The organism is Alkalihalobacillus sp. AL-G (assembly GCF_030643805.1).
Taxonomy (GTDB): domain Bacteria; phylum Bacillota; class Bacilli; order Bacillales; family Fictibacillaceae; genus Pseudalkalibacillus.
The window spans coordinates 2,658,174-2,678,258 of sequence record NZ_CP094656.1 but is presented as its reverse complement, the minus strand read 5'-3'; the positions used below and the strand labels follow the sequence as shown (position 1 = coordinate 2,678,258).

Sequence of the window (20,085 nt, the reverse complement as noted above, 5' to 3'; positions counted from 1 at the left end):
TCTAATGGTAAGATGACCTGGCGGCGATATCCTCTCGGTGACCTTTTTGTTTCAATTCTAGCCTAGTATCTTTACAAAACCTTTACAATCCATTTATACAGCCTTAATAAGGAATAGTTAATATGGACATTGTAAGAGTAAGAACACGTTTGGGTAGAGACCTTACGAATCTATCCGAAATCCAAAAAATGACGGTACAGGGGGATTTCACAATGAAAGCTTTTAAGAAAAGTACACTCTTTATGATGCTGGCAGCTTTGTTGATCGTAGCCACTGCATGTGGTAACGGTGATGGAAGCGGTAGTGCGGCAGGTGGAGAAGGCGGAGACGTTAAAATCGACGGTTCATCTACCGTATTCCCAATCATGGCAGCTGTCTCTGAGGAATTCAAAGCAGAATACCCTGAAGTTAAAGTTCCAGTCGGTGTTTCTGGAACTGGTGGTGGATTTGAAAGGTTTACGAAAGGTGAAACAGACTTAAGTAACGCAAGCCGTCCGATTAAAGAAGAAGAAAAGAAAATTGCGAAAGAGAATGGTATAGAGTTTACTGAACTTAAGTTAGCATTCGACGGTCTTTCTGTTGTAGTCAATAAAGAAAATGATTTTGTGGACAAGTTAACTGTTGAAGAATTGAATAAAATGTGGAAAAAAGATAGCGAAGTGAAGACTTGGGCAGATGTCCGTGAAGGATGGCCAGAAGAAGAAATCAAATTCTTCAGCCCAGGAACAGACTCAGGAACATTTGATTATTTTAACGAAGTGATTCTTGAGGAAGAAGGCATTCGAAAGGATGTACAGCTTTCTGAGAATGACAACATTCTCGTGAAAGGTGTAACTGGATCAGCAAACGGAATCGGTTACTTTGGGTATGCTTACTACCTTGAAAACAAAGACAGCCTAAACATTGTTCCAATTGTGAATGCTAAGGGTGAAGAAGTTAAACCGACATTCGAAACGATCCAATCAGGTAAATATGAGCCACTTTCTCGACCACTGTTTACCTACGTGAACAATAAATCAATAAAAGAAAATGAAGCCGTTTATAATTATGTAATATTTACACTTGAAAACGCTGGAAAACTTGCAGAAGAAGTGGGCTATGTTGCACTTCCCCAAGAACAATATGATACGCAAATTGAAAAAATCAAAAAGATTGCTGGGAAGTAAACAACTAAATAAATTCACCTGAACGTACGAATGGGATGGGTGAGGTGTTCTGTTACCTCGCCTTATCCCGTTTTGGTGTGTAGAGCGAGGGAGGTTTCCAATTATGGAAAAAAATAGAAATGAATCACTTTCTGTTAATGAATTGATTCAAAAAAAGAAACGTGGTAGATCTGGTGGACAACTTGTAGAAAAGCTTGTACCAATCCTCCTTTTAATTTGTGGAATTATATCTATTTTTACTACCGTGGGGATTGTCTTTACTTTGCTACTAGAAACATTTACGTTCTTTAGCCGGGTTCCATTCATTGAGTTTATTACGGGTAAAGAGTGGCTCCCGTTTTATTCCGGCGAGGATGCGAGTTATGGGATTTGGCCACTCATTGCAGGTACGTTGCTAATCACGGTAATAGCAATGATTGTTGCGGTCCCGACTGGCATCGCCTCAGCTATCTATCTAAGCGAGTATGCCTCCGAACGGGTTCGTAAACTTATTAAACCGGTCCTTGAAGTATTGGCTGGTATCCCGACAATCGTCTACGGATTCTTTGCATTGACGTTTGTCACCCCATTTTTAAGATCATTTATAGATGGTGTTTCAATCTACAATGCTTTAAGTGCAGGGATTGTTGTAGGAATCATGATCATTCCGATGATTGCTTCTCTTTCTGAGGATGCAATGAGCTCGGTTCCAAATTCAATCCGTGAAGGAGCGTATGCCCTAGGTGCAACTCGTTTTGAGGTAGCTGTCAAAGTGGTTCTTCCGGCTGCGATTTCTGGAATCGTTGCATCGATTGTGCTTGGAATTTCCCGTGCAATCGGTGAGACCATGATCGTTTCTGTTGCCGCGGGCTCCTCGCCGCGGGCAACGCTTGACCCAACGGAATCAATTCAGACGATGACTGCATATATCGTACAGGTCAGCCTTGGTGATGCAGGTTATGGAAGTACGATTTATTATAGTATTTATGCTGTAGGGATGACGCTATTTGTATTTACGTTATTAATGAATCTCTTAGCTCAATATGTGTCTCGTCGCTTTAGGGAGGAATACTAATATGAACCTCGTCAATAAAGAACGTGTAAAATCAAAAATGACATCACGACTTTTCATGAATCGAATTCTCCAGGTTTTATTGTGGCTGGCAACGATGTTCGGATTAGTCGTTCTTGGTATTTTGATCTATCGTATGATTACACAAGGTATCGGTTTTCTAAGTATTGATTTCTTTATTAATTTCGCTTCACGGTTTGCTGATCAAGCCGGCATTAAGGCAGCAATTATCGGGACGTTGTGGTTGATGGCCGTTACCATACCAGTTTCCCTCATACTAGGAGTTGGAACAGCGTTATATCTAGAGGAGTATGCTGCAAAGAATCGGTTTACACGATTAATCCAAGTCAACATATCTAATCTTGCTGGCGTACCTTCAATCGTTTTCGGTTTATTAGGATTGACGATTTTTGTCCGCTTAGCTGAGATGGGGCGAAGTGTACTCGCTGGGGGTTATACGTTAAGTTTGCTTATCTTACCAGTCATTGTAGTTGCATCACAAGAAGCAATCCGTTCAGTCCCAAAGGAAATGCGTGATGCATCTTTTGCGATGGGAGCGACGAAATGGCAAACTATTCGACGAGTCGTATTGCCGGCTGCAATTCCCGGAATCTTAACGGGCTCTATACTCGCATTTTCCCGTGCAATCGGGGAAACAGCACCATTGATTGTAGTCGGAGCATTAACGTACGTAGCCTTTTTACCAGAAAGTGTATTTTCTGGATTCACAGCAATGCCAATTCAAATCTATAACTGGGTGACAAGACCCCAAGTTGAATTCCAACAGCTCGCAGCTGCTGGGATCATCGTATTATTGGTCATGTTAATTATATTGAATTCAATCGCAGTGCTAATTCGTAATAAGTTCCAAAAGCGTTACTAAATTCTTCGATAGCATATATGGGAGGAAAGTTTTATGAAAACGATGGTAGAACGTAATGATACAAAGCAAGCTCAGCCTAATTTTAAAAAGATAGATAGTGTATACAAAGTGAATCAGTTGAATTTATGGTATGGTGAAGACCATGCGTTAAAGGATATCAACCTAGATATCCCAGAAAAACAAGTTACGGCAATAATCGGACCATCGGGTTGTGGAAAATCAACTTTCATCAAAGCGCTGAACCGAATGGTTGAAACTGTACCTTCAGTAAAAGTATCGGGTGGAATTCAATATCGAGACCAAAATATTTTTGAACCATCCTATAAAGTTGAGGAATTACGTACTCAAGTCGGAATGGTCTTTCAAAAACCGAATCCATTTCCGAAATCAATCTATGACAATGTAGCCTATGGTCCGAGAATTCATGGAATTCGTGACAAGAAGACGCTTGATAAAATTGTTGAGAAAAGCCTTCGAGGTGCAGCAATCTGGGAAGAAGTAAAAGATCGTTTGACTGAAAATGCATACGGATTATCTGGCGGACAGCAACAGCGACTATGTATCGCTCGTTGTTTGGCGATTGAACCTGACGTTATTTTAATGGACGAGCCGACATCTGCTCTTGATCCGATCTCTACATTAAAAGTCGAAGAACTCGTTCAGGAGTTGAAAAAGGAGTACAGCATCATTATTGTTACTCACAATATGCAGCAAGCAGCACGAATTTCAGATAAGACTGCGTTCTTCTTAAGTGGAGAGGTTGTTGAATTCTCAGACACGAACGAATTGTTCTCTAATCCTGATGATAAGAGAACAGAAGACTACATTACCGGACGTTTCGGATAATAGGGTGAGGAGAGGATAGTATGGTCGTACGGGAAAATTTCCAAACACAGCTTGATGAATTACGTGAAATGCTTGTAGAACTAGGAAAGCTCACGGAAAAGGCACTGAATGAAGCGATTGTAGCGTTAAAGACACAAGATGTCGATAAAGCGTTGCACATCATTGAAAACGATGTTCGGGTTAATGAACTCGAAGAGGAAATTAATGATAAGGCAATTTTGTTGATTGCGAAACAGGCACCTGTTGCGAGTGATCTTCGAAGAATTATTGTTGCAATCAAAATTTCTTCGGATGTAGAACGAATGGCAGACTTTGCCGTAAATATTGCAAAATCCGTTATTCGTATTGGTTCAGCCAAGTTAATCAAGCCTTTAGAGGATATCCCAAAGCTAGCTGAAACGGCAACTCAAATGCTAACAGAGGCGATTCAAGCTTATAATGAAGAGAATATCGCTCTTGCGAAAAGTATGGCAGATAGGGATGACGAAGTAGATAAGAAATATGGACAGCTCATTCAAGAACTGCTTGGTTTAATGAAAGAACATCCAGAAAATACGGATCAAATCATACAGCTATCTTTTATTTGTCGATACATTGAGCGTACTGCAGATCATGCAACAAATATTGCAGAAAGTATCGTTTATCTTGTTAAAGGTAAGCACTATGATCTGAATGAATAGATTGAAAAGCGGAAGCGCTTCGTAGTTGCGACAAAGAAAACTAGGCTAGCGTAAAGCTAAGCGACTTTGAGCACCTAGGCGCTGAAGCTAGACATTGCATCCATGCACGAAAAAGCGGATGACCTTTGATAGGTCATCCGCTTTTATCGATTAAGGTGATGTAATTACAGTTGCAACCTCAGCAATCGACATCTTGCTGTTTACTTCATATTCACCGAAGCGAACCTTAGATTCTAAATTGTTGGAACGTAGAAATTGTATTAATTCGTCACTGCTTTTGATAATCTTTTTCGATTCAAGCCAGTCACAAACTTGACCTGTGCTCGTCCCTTTTGAAATGACAAGTGTTGTTTTAATTACTTCTTCTTCAGGTTCTTCTGGTTTTTCTTTCTTTTTATCCTCTGCCAGCTGCTCGTCAGAGTTTTGCTTGGTGTTCTCCGATTGCTCCAATGTTTCCTGTTTTACGGCAACCAGACCTTCATTCTGTAGATAGCTTTCTACTTGTTCATATGTAAGTGTTCCAGATGCTTCCTCTGCCTTTACCTTGGAACCGCCCTGATCTGCACCCTGATAATGTACGAGTGCCAGAAGACCGGACGCAACGATCAAGCCTGCACCAAAACCTCTCATCCCACTGTTAAACATACGATGACCCCTTTATTTAATATCTCGTCGATCTGATATCATCAATTCTTCTTCAACGACTTTAATTTTCTTATTGATCTGATAAAGCTCTTTCATTAATTGAATCGAAACATTTTCGATCTGGGTTTCGAGCTGCTGCTTTCGATTTTGTTTAAAAAACGAAAGGACAATTAACGTGATGCCTGCTATAAGTAAAGTTATTATTGTAAATTCCATAGTGATCCTCCTTAAAAAAACAGTTCTCTATCAGTTATATCATAGACTTTTTATGAGGAGAAGTTCTTTTTGCAAATCTACTCCAAACTTCCTACTAAAATTCGACAATAACTGCCAATTGAACACTTTTTAACCAAATATGAGGGGATTAGTCGAATATTCATTATAAATAAAGGCGGAATTTGAAAGGAAAACGATTACAAAAATTTAATAAAAGGTGGGACTAGGCATCTGGAATATAAACCGCAATCTTCTACAAATTACGTTTATTGTAGCTTGCAAATACCGGTGATACGATTATAAAAACAGATTGTAATGAGTGCAGCAGGCACTTGTATCGAGCACATAAGGAGGTAACGATGATTGAAGAAATCGTAAGTTTAAAAGAAAAAGGGTACTCCTTAAGGAAGATAGCCTTCAAGCTGAATACGACAGTTGGGAAAGTCCATTATCGATTAAAGAAGTATAACGAGACCAAACAGATTGAATCTCGAATAACTAAGAGTGTATTCAGTTTATCAAGTGAGATTCCTGCTCGGTATGATCACAATCATATTTCGGCTTTGGTTCAAAACCCTCATTGTATTTATGCATTTTGGGAGGTCGATGCAAATATGCAGAACATGATTGCTCATCATCTCACAACTGGTTGGCCAGAGGTTCGTAAGCAGCTAAGAATTTATGACGTAAGCGATTTGAACTTTAATGGTCATGACGCCCATCAATATTATGAGATTTCTTTACCTGAAATGACGAATAACTGGTTTATTCGAAATGTAGGACCGAACCGTACATATATCATCGATTATGGTGCTCGGACCTCAGAAGGCAGCTTTTTAACGATGTTACGATCACAGCCAGTTGAAACACCGCGAAAGAATGAGGATAAGACTGCAAGGCATCACCAACCGGTCCTTGATTGGAAAACTGGCAAGCGGAGTGTTCCGGATTGGCATGAACATTTTTCTACCTATTCATACTATCAGAAGTTGAAGCAATAAGGAGGACACTGATGAACGGTTTTTTTGCACTCGTATTACATGCTCACCTACCATATGTTCTGCATGAAAAATCTGGACGTCTTGAAGAACGATGGCTGTTCGAGGCGATTTCCGAAAGCTATATCCCCTTGATTTGGGGTTTAGAGAATAAGTCCTCCAATGCATGCTATACGTTATCTCTATCCCCGCCACTGTTAGAAATGCTTGCTGATGAAAGAGTAAAAGATCGTTTTCTGGATTATATCAACAATACGCTTGAACTAATTGACAAGGAATTGAAGTATGTTTCAAACCGTGACGAGCTCGAGAATGTTCGGTTTTATCAGAATAGGTACAAACGGATTAAGCAAACATTTTTAGAATGGAATGGGAACTTGATTACAGCATTTCGATCATACGCATTGCAAAACAAGCTGGAATGCATCACTTCCTCTGCAACACATGCATTTTTACCTTACATTCAAACAGAACAAGGGTTACGTTTACAGATTCAGCTTGGTATTCGATGCTTTGAACGTCATTTTGGTTTTAAGCCAGATGGATTTTGGCTCCCGGAATGTGCATTTACACCTGGTGTCGACAAAGTCCTTTATGAAGAGGGAATTCGATACACTTTTGTCGATGAAGGTACGATTCACTCCTTAGATCCGAAACCGGAGAACAGCGTAATTCCTGTTTTTTCTCCGCATGGCATCGTATTGTTCCCTAGACATTCAGAGGTATCACGGAAGGTTTGGGATGCTGAAGCTGGATATCCAGGAGATGGAAACTACCGTGAGTTTTATCGGGATATCGGGTATATACGAGAGTTTGACTATATTAAAAACCATATCCATCCTGATGGTATTCGGGTGGATACGGGATTGAAATATCACCGTGTTACAGGAGATACAGAAAAAAAGGATTGGTATGTAAGGAAATCAGCATTGAATCGAGTGTCCGAGCATAGCAAGGATTTTATTGGTGTGATCGGACAGTCACTTCAGGATGATAACAACGAAAACGATGCACCCCCAATAACACTCGCTTCATTCGATGCTGAACTGTTCGGGCATTGGTGGTTTGAAGGACCGGAATGGATTACCGCCTTGTTAGAAAACAGTGAATCTACTTTATCGTGGATCACACCTAAGGAGTTCCTTCGTCGGTACTACCATTCGCTGGACACACACCATGCCTGTTTTTCGAGCTGGGGAAGAGATGGATTCGGTGATGTGTGGTTAAACGAAGCCAACGCCTGGATATACAGACACCTGCACGAAATGGAACGCGAGCTTCTCAAGTATTTTGCTATTGAAAGCAATGAAGATCAGTTAACGAAGGCGACACTTGATCAAATGGCAAGGGAATGGATGCTCGCAGCTAGTAGTGATTGGACGTTTATCATCGATCAGCAAAGCTCAGCAGAATATGCAATCCGTCGATTAAAAGATCATATAGCAGCATTCAACTTCTTGAAAAAGGCACTTGATGAAAAAACGGTTACGTCTTCCTTACTTGAGGAAGTACGGTCAAGATATTCATTTTTGCAATGGTGTCACGTACCTGAACTTACTTCAGAACACGATAAATTCATCCGCTCAAGTCAATCTACCCAAGCAGCCGGTCAAGATAAGTTGACGATATTGATGTTAGCCTGGGAATTTCCCCCCAATGTTGTGGGGGGACTTGCTCGACATGTTTATGATTTGTCAAGAGAGTTCGTTCAACAAGAGCACAACGTATATGTGATTACTAATGCTGTTGAAGGGTATCCAGATTATGAAATCATGGATGGTGTTCATGTTTACCGTACGAAATGTGACCAACCGCAGCATGAGAACTTCTTTCATTGGACTGGAAGTTTAAACTTTGCCATCGCGGGACTAGGGTTGAAGCTTGCAGAGCGGATCCAATTTGATTGCATCCATGCACATGATTGGATTGTAAGTGTCTCGGCAAAGAGCTTACAGCAACAGCTAAATATTCCACTCATTGCAACTATACATGCAACCGAACATGGTAGGAACAATGGAATTCATTCTGATTTACAGGAAGCGATTCACCATAAAGAGTGGGAATTAATGTTTGAAGCGCAGCATATTATTGTTTGCAGCTCCTATATGAAACAAGAGATTAGGGAGCTATTTCATATCCCTGAAAACAAGATTGCGGTTATACCTAACGGGGTCGACCCTTCCTTAATCAGTGTGTCTGCTAAATCCGATAACTGGATGGAACGGTACGGCGGTCAGAACAACTTTTACGTATTCTCATTAGGAAGGGTCGTACGAGAAAAGGGATTTAATCTATTGATTGAGGCAGCCTCCTCCTTAAAAGAAAGCCACCCGGCAATTAAATTTATCATTGCAGGAAAAGGTCCGATGCTTGATCAGTACAGGTCTGATGTGAAAGAAAGAGATCTTGAAGGTTCGGTGTTTTTTATCGGATTTGTAACAGATGAAGAGCGGAACCGGTTTTTGGCTGAAGCAAATGCAGTTATATTTCCGAGTTTATATGAGCCATTTGGAATTGTCGCTTTAGAAGCGATGGTCGCTAAAACACCGGTAATTGTTAGCGATACTGGCGGAATGGGTAATCTGATCGACCATCATGAAAATGGTTTAAAGGTGTACACCGGAAATCCTGAAAGTATTCGTGACCAAATCATAGATTTATTTGAAAACCCTGAATTATGCAGGTCATTAGTTACAAATGCTTGGGATGATGTAACGAGGAAATATAGTTGGAATCTTATCGCACTAGAGACAATCTCTGTTTTTAACCAATACGCAAAGAAACTGAATGTGGTAAGGGAGGAATTTGTGTGAAGGGTGTAATTATGGCAGGGGGAAAAGGTACTCGATTACGACCACTTACATGTAATCTACCAAAACCGATGGTACCGATCCTTGAAAAGCCTGTAATGGAGTATGCTATTGAGTTATTAAAGCGGTATAAGGTTACTGAAATTGCGGTTACTGTCCATTATTTACCCGAACACATTAAGCAATATTTCGGTGATGGAAGTCAGTTCGGTGTCCAATTGCATTATTTTGAAGAAACCACGCCTTTAGGAACAGCGGGTAGTATAAAAAACGCAGAACCGTTCCTTGATGAGCAGTTTATCGTGATCAGCGGGGATGCACTTACTGATTTTAATCTTCAGGATGGTATTGATTTTCATAATCAAAAAGATGCCCTTGCTACGATTTTTATGAAGCAGGTCGAATCACCTTTGGAATACGGTGTGATTATGACAGATGATCAGGACCGGATTATCAGGTTTCTTGAAAAACCAAGCTGGAATGAAGTTTTCAGTGATACCGTAAATACTGGAATTTATATCTTAGAGCCGGAAGTGTTCCGATATTTAACGAAGGGTGTACCGACAGATTTCAGCAAGGACTTATTTCCGTTATTAATGAAGGAGAATAAAGGTTTGTATGGTTTTGAAGCAGACGGATATTGGTCTGATATTGGAAGTCTGAACCAGTATCGTAAAAGTCATGAGGATTTTCTGGACGGTTTGATTGACTTGCCTGTATCTGGACATGAAATACTGCCAGGAGTCCGTGTCGGGAAGGATGTCGTTATCGAGGAGCTTGCGACTGTAAAAGCACCCGTTTATATCGGGTCTGGTACGATCATAAGAAAGCATGCAAAAATACTTCCATACACGGTAATCGGTTCACACAGTAAAATATCTCCGTTTGCTTCATTAAAACGCTCGATTTTATGGAATGAGGTATTTGTAGGTGGAGGATCTGAGTTACGGGGAACGACAATTGCTACGAGTACGTTTTTAGATGAAGGATCCAGTTTGTATGAACATAGCGTGATCGGTAACCAGGTGCATATTGGGAAAAAGGTAACGGTAAAGCCTGAGGTGAAGGTGTGGCCAGAAAAAGGTATAAGCGATGATACAGTTGTGCATACATCACTAATATGGGGGAAAAAGACAACGAAATCACTGTTTGCGAACCGTGGCATCAGTGGAATTGCAAATATCGAAATTACACCAGATTTTGTAGCAAGGGTTGCCTCCGCATATGGTTCTGTATTGGCTCAAGGAGGATTGTTAGGTGTTGCTTCAGATGATCATCCCTTTTCAGAATTGATTCTGAAAGCGTTCATCCAGGGCCTTCATTCATCGGGGGTGCACACTGTAGATATTTCACCAACAATGGCACCGATTCTTCGGTTTACCATCGAGCAAGAGGAGTGGATCGGCGGGGCATATATACGCTTTTGCAACCATCATAATCAAATGCAGGTCGTTATTGAACTTTATGATGAAAACGGACTTCCGATTGAAAGCACGATGGAGAGGAAAATTGAAAATGCATTCTGGCAGGAGGATTATCGAAGAGCACCTTTCGATAAAATTGGCATCGGTATTAATGAATCGGGTAAATCCGAAAAGTATATGAAAAAGGTATTCGATATGGTGAACGTTCGTGGTATACAGGAAAGCGCGTTTAAAATCGTTTTAAATGCAAATGGCTCTCCATTTTCGATGGTTTCTAGATTGTTTGAACGGTTTAACTGCAGTGTAATCACAGTACCGTCTGAAACCACTCAGGAGAAAATGATCGGAGTTGTCCAAGCGACCGATTCGCATTTAGGAATTTGGATCGATCAATCGGGTGAAAAGCTACAAGTTATGACAGAGGACGGGAAATGGTTGAACGAGGATCAAATGCTATCCCTCTATGTGTTATTAGCGTTCGGTGACCATCATTTAGCGAAATATGCCGTTCCCGTATACGGTTCATCTGAGCTTGATCATTTGGCTAAAAAGTTAAATGGCACACTATTACGCACGAAAGCAGATGCAAGATCCATTCTTCAAGTCGGCGATACGGTTCTAAATGTTCAATATGATGCGATCTTTGCTTTGTCCTCCATCCTTAATATGATTGCAACTCGTCAATTGCCGTTAACCCAGCTTGTAAAAATGCTACCTGATATCAAATTGATCAGAGAGAGTGTTCAATGCCCATCAAAGGTAAAAGGCAGGGTGATGAGAAAGCTGATGGAGGAAACAAAAGGACAGCAGATTGATCTGGTTGACGGTATAAAGGTATATCATCCAGACGGGGGCTGGACACTTATTTTACCTGATATCGCAGATCCGGCCTTTACGGTCTACTCACAGGCTGCTGATCTCGAGTCTGCAAAGGAAATTTCGAGATCCTATGTTCATAAAATCAAATCCTATCAGCAGTTATAGTGACCCTTCTAATATGATCGGAAGTATTTTATATGCCCTGGCTCGCATCTTCTTTTGTAAATAGCATCTTGATTGTTCGTTTGATTTTTGATATGATACAGGGGTGTCTATTAGACGAGATTAATGAAAATGATAAGCGCACGGCCCTCGTAATGATGGTCGATCCGTACGCTTATTCATCGTAGATAGTTTGGAGGGAAACGATATGCGCGTACAAGTTACATTAGCTTGCACAGAAACGGGAGACCGTAACTACATTACTTCTAAGAACAAGCGTAAAAACACAGACCGTCTTGAGCTTAAAAAATACAGCCCAAGATTGAAGCGTCACACACTACATCGTGAAACAAAGTAAAACAGTAGGGGTTCTCCTGCTGTTTTTTTCTATACATATTTAGCTTAGAGTAGAGGGGTAGTCAAGTATGACCAAACAGGAAATTCGGAAAAGCATTCAAAAACAGCTTGTAAAAATGCCAAAGCAAGAAAGGGAGCATTTATCTAGACATATCAGAGACAATTTATTCGCGACGAAAGAGTGGAAATCGGCCGAAACGATTGGAGTGACCGTTTCTCGCGGTGCGGAGATAGATACCTATCCGATTATCCGTCGTGGCTGGGAGGATGGGAAAAGTGTCGTTGTTCCAAAATGTCATCCTGGAGACTTTTCAATGGATTTTCGCAAATTACAATCATTTGACGAGCTGGAAACCGTTTACTTTGGCCTAAAGGAACCGATCATCGAAGAAACCCAATCTGTATCACCAGACCAAATCGATTTATTGATTGTACCTGGACTAGCCTACGATGAATCCGGGTATAGAGTTGGGTTCGGAGGAGGCTATTACGACCGTTATTTACAACGTTATTCGAATCGAACCGTATCGTTACTCTTCCCATCACAGCTCGTAAATGAGCTCCCGAGAGAATCGTTTGATTTTCCTGTAGACGGCTTGATTCTACCTGATTTAGTTAAGTATGTCAGAGAATAAAGGCAGGAGAGGATCATGAATGAGGTGACTAAACGAGAAATCGCAGGGATTACGTTATCAGGCGGGCAGTCGAGGCGGTACGGCACACCAAAAGCTCTTGAAACACTTGATGGAGTACCTTTTTATAATCGGAGCATTGGGGCTCTTCAACCGATTGTAGATCGTCAAGTAATCGTCGTCCATCCCTCATTAGAACAACACATAATGAAACCGTATGATGTATTAATGATAACGGATGAACACGAATTTGCCGGACATGGACCGCTAGCTGGCATTTACAGCGCGATGAATATAGTGCCGGCTTCACATTACATCGTTCTTGCTTGTGATATGCCCTTGATGGATACCGAAACGTTACAAATACTTAAGGCGGTACAATTCTATTTATCCAAGGAAAGCTGTGTAGTACCTGTCGTGAAGGGGAGAATCCAACCTCTGGCCGCTATTTATCCAGCTGCTGCAAAACCTGTCATTCATCATCTTCTAATGAATGAAAAACGACGACTTGTCGACCTTCTCAATCATTTGGATTGTATATACATCAAGTTCGAGTCAAAGCTGAGAAGTAAAGCCTTTCAAAACGTGAATACCCCAGAAGATTACATAGCAATAATGAATTCCCCATAAATTGATTAAAAAAATAAACTGTTATTACGAGGATGACCCTAATCGGTTCATCCTTTTTTACGTGTTTAGGGGTATAGCCTTTCAGCAAAAGGGAAACGAATTGTACAAGTAGCAGGAAAAAATCTTGACGAATCTTGGCGGTGGCTTTATAGTAGAGAATGCACTCATACTTAAATGCATAAAAGCATAAAAGCAGTGCAGTGAAATATGAAAGAGAAAATAACTACTAAGTGGCTAGTACAAAAGGGAGAAGGGGAAAGCAATGACAACTAAGAAGCGACTTGCATTTTCATTATTGACTTTATTTCTAATCATGGGGATTATTTTATATTCAATGTTAGTTCTTAAAACAGAACCACATATCCCGCTTCTCGCCTCATTGGTTTTGATTTCAATTCTAGCTCGATTATTTGGTTTTAAATGGGAGGTTATGGAGAAAGGCATTATCGAAGGTATTTCAGTAGGAATTAAGCCTGTTCTCATCCTGATGGCGATTGGAATGCTGATAGGTACCTGGATGATGAGCGGGACAGTCCCAACATTGCTCTTTTTTGGCACTTCGTTTGTCTCTCCACAATGGTTTACGATTAGTGCGCTAGCTGTAACGATTATTGTATCAAGCTTTACGGGTAGCTCTTTTACGACAATTGGAACTGTAGGTGTCGCCTTAATAGGTCTTGCTGTAAGTCTCGGTATTCATCCAGGTCTGGCTGCAGGTGCGATCATATGCGGGGCATGCTTTGGAGATAAGATGTCCCCTCTATCCGACACGACTAATTTTGCTCCTGCTGTAGCGGGAGTCCAATTGTTCCGACACATTCAACATTTATTGTGGACGACCGTACCAGCATTGCTTATAACTTTTATCATATTTATCGTAATCGGAAGCGGATCAGATACAACGGAATCCTTGGCTTCGATTAAAATGATACAGGACAGTCTCCAAGACGCTTTTAAAATAAGTGGATGGACACTCATCTCTCCGTTAATCGTAATCGTATTGGCTGTAAAAAGATTTCCTACATTACCAGCATTAATGGTCGGGCTCCTTACGGGGTTAATTACGATTCTATTTGTCCAGGACCAATCAACAATATCCGGGATCTTAAGTATGCTGCAAAATGGATACGAAGGAAATTCGGGGAATTCAACGGTTGACGATATTGTGAATCGCGGGGGAATCCAATCGATGATGTGGTCAATATCTTTGGTTTGGATTGCATTAGCACTTGGGGGACTTGTACAATCCGTCGGTATTTTGAAAACCCTTATTGATGCCCTTGAAAACAGATTAAAAGGGAGGGGGAATACAATCTCGGCAACAGCCCTGTCTTCTATCGGTGTAAATGTGCTAACAGGTGAACAATACCTTTCAATCTTACTACCTGGTCAAGCATTCAAGCGTCATTATGAAAAAGAAAAAATCGGCTTGACGAACCTTTCTCGGACTTTAGAGGACGCTGGTACCTTGGTAAATCCGTTAATTCCTTGGGGAGTCAGCGGTGCATTCTTCGCATCGACTCTTGAAATCAATGTTATCGAATATCTACCATTTGTATTCTTTCTCTATCTATCTCCAGCCTTCACGGTCTTATTCGGATATCTAGGGATTGGGACAAATGTTTCGGAAAACTAAAGAATAAAGACGGCCCTAATAAGAGAAAGATCTTATAAAGGTCGTCTTTTTTGTTTCCTTTGTATATTTAAAAAGGTTAAATCAGATAGTAATAGTAATGGAAGAAAGGTGGACTGCACGATGAAATATAGTTTGATCAAATGGGTTGCATTGTTTTGTTTAACTATTTTTGTTTATCAAAATCGTATGCGTTTACTCAATATGATATTAGGAATGAAAATATTAAGGTCACTTGCAATAAGGGGGATCTTCCGAATCCCAGGAATTCGCGAAAAGATGGCTCAGGATATGTTTTGATTGATGAATCGCTGGAAACGAGTATTTTTCGATCTCGACAATACGCTGTTCGATTATGAACGTGCCTTTGAATTGGCAAGTAAGCAGACGTTCAGCCAGTGGAGTGCTGCTGAGAAAAATGGTGTTCACGTAGATCAATGGTTCAACTTGTTCAAAGAGGCTTGTGACCGGCTTTGGCCAGATTATGAAAATGGGCATCTGTCCAGAAAGTCATATCAAGCTCTTCGTTTTCAACAATCTCTGCAAACGTTTCATATCGAAGTCTCCCAAAATATAGCCTTATGGTTCGAACATCAATTCAAAAAACAGATTCCTGACTTCATCGACTTGTATGATGGTGTAGAACTACTTTTAGAGTTCTTATGTGCTCATAACATCGAACTTGGGATCATTAGTAATGGTGACTATCATCTACAACTAAAAAAGATGAACAGGCTGTCTATTTTTAAGTGGATACCTTCGGAGAATATATATGTAACCGATGAATCCGGAAAAGTAAAACCCTCAAGCAGTATGTTCGACCTTGTCATACAAAACCGTTCAGGAAATCCGTCGGAGTCTTTATTTGTGGGCGATTCTTGGGACCTTGATGTTGTCGGTGCCATTTCAGCAGGTTGGAATGCGTTACATCTTAATACATCAGGGGTACCCCCATCGACCGATCACGAACCCTTTCACTCTGCAGCAACGTTCAAGGAAATATATGAGCGTCGCAATGTCCTTTTTCTTATGGATGATCAATGAATTGGATGAATTGAACTTCTTTACCCGATTCCGTTTTTGTAAGGAATAGCAGATGACTCATATCTTTGTGAAATAATAATAGAGGCAAGCTGCTTCCGATCGGAGACTCTATTTCTCCCTCACTTTTTACTCCAAGAAAATAATTTTTATAGATACCTTCCCATAATCCACCGATGATCTTGTCGGTCTTCTCCTGTGTTATCCCTGGCAGGGGGTGTTTTGCATATATTTCCAGATCCGTCATTGGGATCATAAAATAATTCTCAATAGGAATGTTATAATATTGGATCAATGAGTCCCAAACCATTTTTAATTGTTGGGCCGTAGCATGGTCCAGCACCTTTTTGTTGTTCTCATCTTCAAACGTTTCAGGTGTCTCGAAGGATTCTAATGGCTGAAGCGGTGTGTCAATGACATAAAGTTGATCGTAGCTCATCGTTTGAGCACTTTTAATGATATCATTCGGATAGTGAAGTTCAGCATGATGAAAACTGATGGCTTCAAAATGACCGCTATCTTCACTCGAGATTGTTTTTTCCTGTTCAAGGCGGTCAATATTTTCCATCCACTTTGACATCGTATCCTTTAAGCGTCCATCCTCAAAAAGCAGCGTAATGTCCTGCCTTAAATATGCTTTTTTTCCTATTGTTGAATTGGTCCTCCAACGAATTGAATATTCATCCTCATCCTTTTCCTCTAGCAATGTAAGCGAAGTGTTTGCGGATGTAAAAGCTACTGAAGGGTCAATCGGAAAAAAGATAATACTTTCTTTTATTTTGTCATTTTGGTTATCATGGATATATAGGGAAACTCCGATTATTGTAGCCAAAATACCTACAATCGTTATTTGCTTCTTCATATCTTTTTAAACCCCCATGGGACAGACTATCACTTATACATATGTTTTCTTATGAGAGTTTAGAAGAGGATTTAATCTTGGAGAGTGAGGCGGCTCCATTTTTCACTCAAAAAGTGATACGATAATAGGAGAGTAGATCAATACTGAGAGGGGAAATGAAAATGAACGAAAGCAAAGAAGTGGTGAATTTAATTAAAGAATTAGTCTCGATTCCGAGTCCATCAGGAAACACTGATAAGGTGATTACATATGTAGATGAGTTTTTTAAAGGACTCGGTTTGGAAACACGAAGAAATCGAAAAGGTGGACTTCTTGTAACGGTTGAAGGGGAAAATAAGGACCGACATCGTTTTTTAACTGCGCACGTTGATACTCTTGGGGCGATGGTGAAGGAAATTAAGCCAGACGGAAGGCTGAAGCTCTCGATGATCGGTGGTTTTCGCTGGAACCATGTAGAAGGTGAATATTGTCAAATACAAACAGCAGAAGGCAAGGTGTACTCTGGAACAATATTAATGCACCAGACGTCTGTTCATGTATACAAGGAAGCCGGGGATGCAAAACGAGATGAAAAAAATATCGAAGTTCGAATAGATGAACGTGTGTCCAATGAAGAAGAGGTGCGAAGTCTTGGAATCTCTGTTGGTGATTTCGTTTCCTTTGATCCTCGAGTTGAAATAACAGAAAGTGGCTTTGTTAAATCCCGACACCTTGATGATAAAGCGAGCGTTGCGTTATTGATGGAGGTTGTTAAGACGATAAAAAATGAAGGAACGACACTTCCACATACGACGCATTTCCTAATTTCGAATAATGAGGAAATCGGTTATGGTGGTAATTCGAACATTCCAGCAGAGACGGAAGAATACCTGGCAGTTGATATGGGTGCAATCGGTGATGGGCAGGCTACCGATGAATATACGGTTTCGATTTGTGCCAAAGATTCCAGTGGACCCTATCATTACGAGCTGCGTAAGCACCTTGAACAATTGGCAATCAAGCATGAGATCGAATTTAAGACAGACATTTATCCTTTTTACGGCTCTGATGCATCAGCAGCCATTCGTGCTGGGTTTGATGTCAAGCATGCGTTGATCGGACCTGGTATCGATGCCTCACACGCATTTGAACGGACACACGAAACCTCGTTGGTGCATACCGGACAATTAATTTATCAATACCTGAAATCAGAAATGACGAATAACTGATTTGTAAAACGATTAGGAGAACCTGAGTGGTGGAATACAACTCAGGTTCTTTTTTACATTAAATCCTTGGATCCTAGTGATTCAGGACACTTATACTGAAAAGCGATGTAAGTTGTCCAGAAAACCACTTTTTCAGGACACATTGTCCTAAAAACTAGGAGTTCGAGTCCCGCAAATCGTTTTTCCAGGACTCATTGTCCTAAAAACTAGGAGTTTGAGTCCCGCAAATCGTTTTTCCAGGACACATTCTCCTAAAAACTAGGAGTTCGAGTCCCACAAATCGTTTTTCCGAGACTCTTTCCTTACCGTTGTTTCAACTCTCAGTTCTCCCTCGACGCACATAAAAGAAATTAACCCTCTTTCAAGTATGCCATTTTAAAAATTGGTTAAAGATGGTAATTGAAAGGGTGGGTGTTTTCATGTCTGAGCAAAAATCAACTCCAGCTATCAAAGATTATGATGCTACTATATCTTATGTAAAAAAAGAATTAGGGATCGATATCAGCTTTGATCAAATACACCTTGAGCTTGAATATGCAGGCAGAAGAATGAGCCTGTTTATGATTGATGGATTTACAAAAGATGATATCATGCATTTATTGATGAAGCTCCTTGCGAAATTGGAACCTGAAGATTTGGATCCCGATCCACTTACCCGATTGATGAGAACTTATCTTCCGTATATGGAAATCAGTAAAGAAAAGGATCTTGAAAAAGCGATCGATTTTTCACTCGGCGGTCCCTCGATGCTTTTCGTTGAGGGAATCGATACAGTCATCATCATTGATGCGAGAACCTACCCGGTACGCAGTCCAGCAGAACCTGATCTTGAACGGGTGGTCCGTGGAGCAAGAGATGGGTTCGTTGAAACGATCATTTTCAATACTGCCCTTACGAGAAGGAGAGTTCGTGATCGATCTCTTCGTATGGAATATATGAGTGTTGGAAGAAGGTCCAAAACGGATATTTGTGTTTCGTATATTGAAGACATCGCAGACCCTGATATTGTAAAAGAAATCAAAGAGTCGATCAAAAAAATTGATACAGACGGGTTACCGATGGGAGAGAAGACCTTAGAAGAATTCATTTGCGGCCATCATTGGAACCCTTATCCACTTGTGCGATACACGGAACGACCCGATACCGCTGCGGTTCATTTGTTTGAGGGTCATGTCCTTGTCTATGTAGATGGTTCCCCTGCAATTCTAATAACACCAGCAACATTTTGGCATCATCTACAGCATATGGAGGAATACCGTGAAAAGCCGGTTGTAGGTGCGTATTTACGATTCGTTCGATTTTTTGCGGTCATGTTATCAATTTTCTCATTACCATTGTGGTATTTATTGGCAACGAGCCCTGAGTACATGCCGGAAGCACTCGAGTTTATTGGACCCCAAAAGGTTGGTGAGGTACCGCTATTTCTGCAGTTTTTTTTGATTGAAATCGGACTCGATTTATTAAGGATGGCTACGGTCCATATCCCTTCCTCATTAGCCACCGCTCTTGGTCTTGTGGCGGCTATTTTAATCGGACAGGTTGCAGTAGAGGTCGGTCTGTTTATTAATGAAGTCATTCTATATATTGCGATTGCAGCCATGGGGACATTTGCGACACCAACCTATGAAATGGGTTTAGCAAACCGTCTCGTAAGGCTCGCACTACTTATTGCCACAGCACTATTGGGTGGTCCAGGCTATATAATCGTTACAACGCTTTGGATCATAATGCTTGTTAGGCTTAAATCCTTCAACCTTCCATACTTGTGGCCGTTTCTTCCATTTTCCTATAGAGGATTTCGTGATGTACTGGTACGCTCTCCAATCCCGCTGAAGAACCGAAGACCGAGAGCATTACATCCAAAAGATCCTGATCGGTAGGGGACCGACCTAAATAACGTTAGTCTCTTCCAAAACTTCTGCTTACACGCCAAGTTTCTGAGTTGCACACCAAAACTTGGAGTTGTACGGCAAATCTTCAAAGTTGTACGGCAAATCTCAGAATTACACGGCAAAACTAAAA

19 protein-coding genes are annotated in these 20,085 nt (G+C 40.8%); 16 read left to right on the top strand and 3 right to left on the bottom strand.

From position 1 onward, the window contains the following. Positions 1 to 212 precede the first annotated feature (212 nt). The 5 genes from MOJ78_RS13730 (at position 213) to phoU (ending at position 4,626) form a co-directional block, all read left to right on the top strand. The gene (locus MOJ78_RS13730) at positions 213 to 1,166 is read left to right on the top strand and encodes a PstS family phosphate ABC transporter substrate-binding protein (protein WP_304977909.1); all 954 of its coding nucleotides are present in this window, start codon (positions 213 to 215) and stop codon (positions 1,164 to 1,166) included. A gap of 103 nt (positions 1,167 to 1,269) precedes the next feature. Further along, positions 1,270 to 2,220 (top strand): phosphate ABC transporter permease subunit PstC, encoded by a 951-nt coding sequence (pstC, locus tag MOJ78_RS13725; RefSeq protein WP_304977908.1) that lies wholly within the window; start codon positions 1,270 to 1,272, stop codon positions 2,218 to 2,220. A 1-nt stretch (position 2,221) separates the two neighbouring features. Further along, positions 2,222 to 3,100 (top strand): phosphate ABC transporter permease PstA, encoded by an 879-nt coding sequence (gene pstA / locus MOJ78_RS13720; protein WP_304977907.1) that lies wholly within the window; start codon positions 2,222 to 2,224, stop codon positions 3,098 to 3,100. 42 nt (positions 3,101 to 3,142) lie between these two features. Continuing rightward, on the top strand, positions 3,143 to 3,946 hold the full coding sequence (gene pstB, locus MOJ78_RS13715; protein WP_304981264.1) for a phosphate ABC transporter ATP-binding protein PstB: 804 nt from the start codon (positions 3,143 to 3,145) through the stop codon (positions 3,944 to 3,946). A gap of 20 nt (positions 3,947 to 3,966) precedes the next feature. Next, on the top strand, positions 3,967 to 4,626 hold the full coding sequence (gene phoU, locus MOJ78_RS13710) for a phosphate signaling complex protein PhoU (RefSeq protein ID WP_304977906.1): 660 nt from the start codon (positions 3,967 to 3,969) through the stop codon (positions 4,624 to 4,626). Positions 4,627 to 4,776: 150 nt separating this feature from the next. Here the strand turns inward: phoU and MOJ78_RS13705 are convergent, their stop codons facing one another. Continuing rightward, on the bottom strand, positions 4,777 to 5,271 hold the full coding sequence (locus MOJ78_RS13705) for a hypothetical protein (RefSeq protein WP_304977905.1): 495 nt from the start codon (positions 5,269 to 5,271) through the stop codon (positions 4,777 to 4,779). 12 nt (positions 5,272 to 5,283) lie between these two features. Then, positions 5,284 to 5,487, bottom strand: coding sequence for a hypothetical protein (locus MOJ78_RS13700; protein WP_304977904.1), 204 nt, complete (start codon positions 5,485 to 5,487; stop codon positions 5,284 to 5,286). A 359-nt stretch (positions 5,488 to 5,846) separates the two neighbouring features. On the opposite strand from MOJ78_RS13700, the gene MOJ78_RS13695 reads away from it, so the two are divergent. The 9 genes from MOJ78_RS13695 to MOJ78_RS13655 all read left to right on the top strand — a co-directional run bounded on the left by MOJ78_RS13695 (position 5,847) and on the right by MOJ78_RS13655 (position 15,996). Further along, positions 5,847 to 6,488: a DUF4912 domain-containing protein gene (locus MOJ78_RS13695; RefSeq protein ID WP_304977903.1), complete on the top strand. Its 642-nt coding sequence runs from the start codon at positions 5,847 to 5,849 to the stop codon at positions 6,486 to 6,488. Positions 6,489 to 6,499: 11 nt separating this feature from the next. Next, positions 6,500 to 9,298 carry a 1,4-alpha-glucan branching protein domain-containing protein gene (locus MOJ78_RS13690; protein ID WP_304977902.1) on the top strand — a complete coding sequence of 933 codons (2,799 nt, stop codon included), beginning with the start codon at positions 6,500 to 6,502 and terminating at the stop codon, positions 9,296 to 9,298. Continuing rightward, positions 9,295 to 11,703: a sugar phosphate nucleotidyltransferase gene (locus tag MOJ78_RS13685; RefSeq protein ID WP_304977901.1), complete on the top strand. Its 2,409-nt coding sequence runs from the start codon at positions 9,295 to 9,297 to the stop codon at positions 11,701 to 11,703. Before MOJ78_RS13690 ends, MOJ78_RS13685 begins: the two co-directional genes overlap by 4 nt. Positions 11,704 to 11,908: 205 nt before the next feature. Further along, positions 11,909 to 12,058: a 50S ribosomal protein L33 gene (rpmG, locus tag MOJ78_RS13680; protein ID WP_304977900.1), complete on the top strand. Its 150-nt coding sequence runs from the start codon at positions 11,909 to 11,911 to the stop codon at positions 12,056 to 12,058. Positions 12,059 to 12,125: 67 nt separating this feature from the next. Then, a complete protein-coding gene (locus MOJ78_RS13675; protein ID WP_304977899.1) occupies positions 12,126 to 12,692 on the top strand; it encodes a 5-formyltetrahydrofolate cyclo-ligase in 567 nt (188 codons plus the stop codon). A gap of 15 nt (positions 12,693 to 12,707) precedes the next feature. Then, complete coding sequence (locus tag MOJ78_RS13670; RefSeq protein WP_304977898.1) at positions 12,708 to 13,319, top strand: molybdenum cofactor guanylyltransferase; 612 nt, start codon at positions 12,708 to 12,710, stop codon at positions 13,317 to 13,319. Positions 13,320 to 13,581: 262 nt separating this feature from the next. Continuing rightward, entirely contained in the window at positions 13,582 to 14,955 is a 1,374-nt protein-coding gene (nhaC, locus tag MOJ78_RS13665; protein ID WP_304977897.1) for a Na+/H+ antiporter NhaC, read from the top strand. Between the two features lie 120 nt (positions 14,956 to 15,075). Next, positions 15,076 to 15,252 carry a hypothetical protein gene (locus MOJ78_RS13660; RefSeq protein ID WP_304977896.1) on the top strand — a complete coding sequence of 59 codons (177 nt, stop codon included), beginning with the start codon at positions 15,076 to 15,078 and terminating at the stop codon, positions 15,250 to 15,252. A 3-nt stretch (positions 15,253 to 15,255) separates the two neighbouring features. Then, complete coding sequence (locus tag MOJ78_RS13655) at positions 15,256 to 15,996, top strand: HAD family hydrolase (protein ID WP_304981263.1); 741 nt, start codon at positions 15,256 to 15,258, stop codon at positions 15,994 to 15,996. Here the strand turns inward: MOJ78_RS13655 and MOJ78_RS13650 are convergent. After that, a complete protein-coding gene (locus MOJ78_RS13650; protein WP_304977895.1) occupies positions 15,980 to 16,855 on the bottom strand; it encodes a hypothetical protein in 876 nt (291 codons plus the stop codon). The genes MOJ78_RS13655 and MOJ78_RS13650 overlap by 17 nt on opposite strands. A gap of 161 nt (positions 16,856 to 17,016) precedes the next feature. Here MOJ78_RS13650 and MOJ78_RS13645 point away from each other — a divergent pair, with 161 nt between their 5' ends. Both MOJ78_RS13645 and MOJ78_RS13640 read left to right on the top strand, forming a co-directional pair. Further along, positions 17,017 to 18,063 carry a M42 family metallopeptidase gene (locus tag MOJ78_RS13645; RefSeq protein WP_370529721.1) on the top strand — a complete coding sequence of 349 codons (1,047 nt, stop codon included), beginning with the start codon at positions 17,017 to 17,019 and terminating at the stop codon, positions 18,061 to 18,063. A gap of 419 nt (positions 18,064 to 18,482) precedes the next feature. After that, complete coding sequence (locus MOJ78_RS13640; RefSeq protein ID WP_304977893.1) at positions 18,483 to 19,943, top strand: spore germination protein; 1,461 nt, start codon at positions 18,483 to 18,485, stop codon at positions 19,941 to 19,943. Positions 19,944 to 20,085 lie beyond the last annotated feature (142 nt).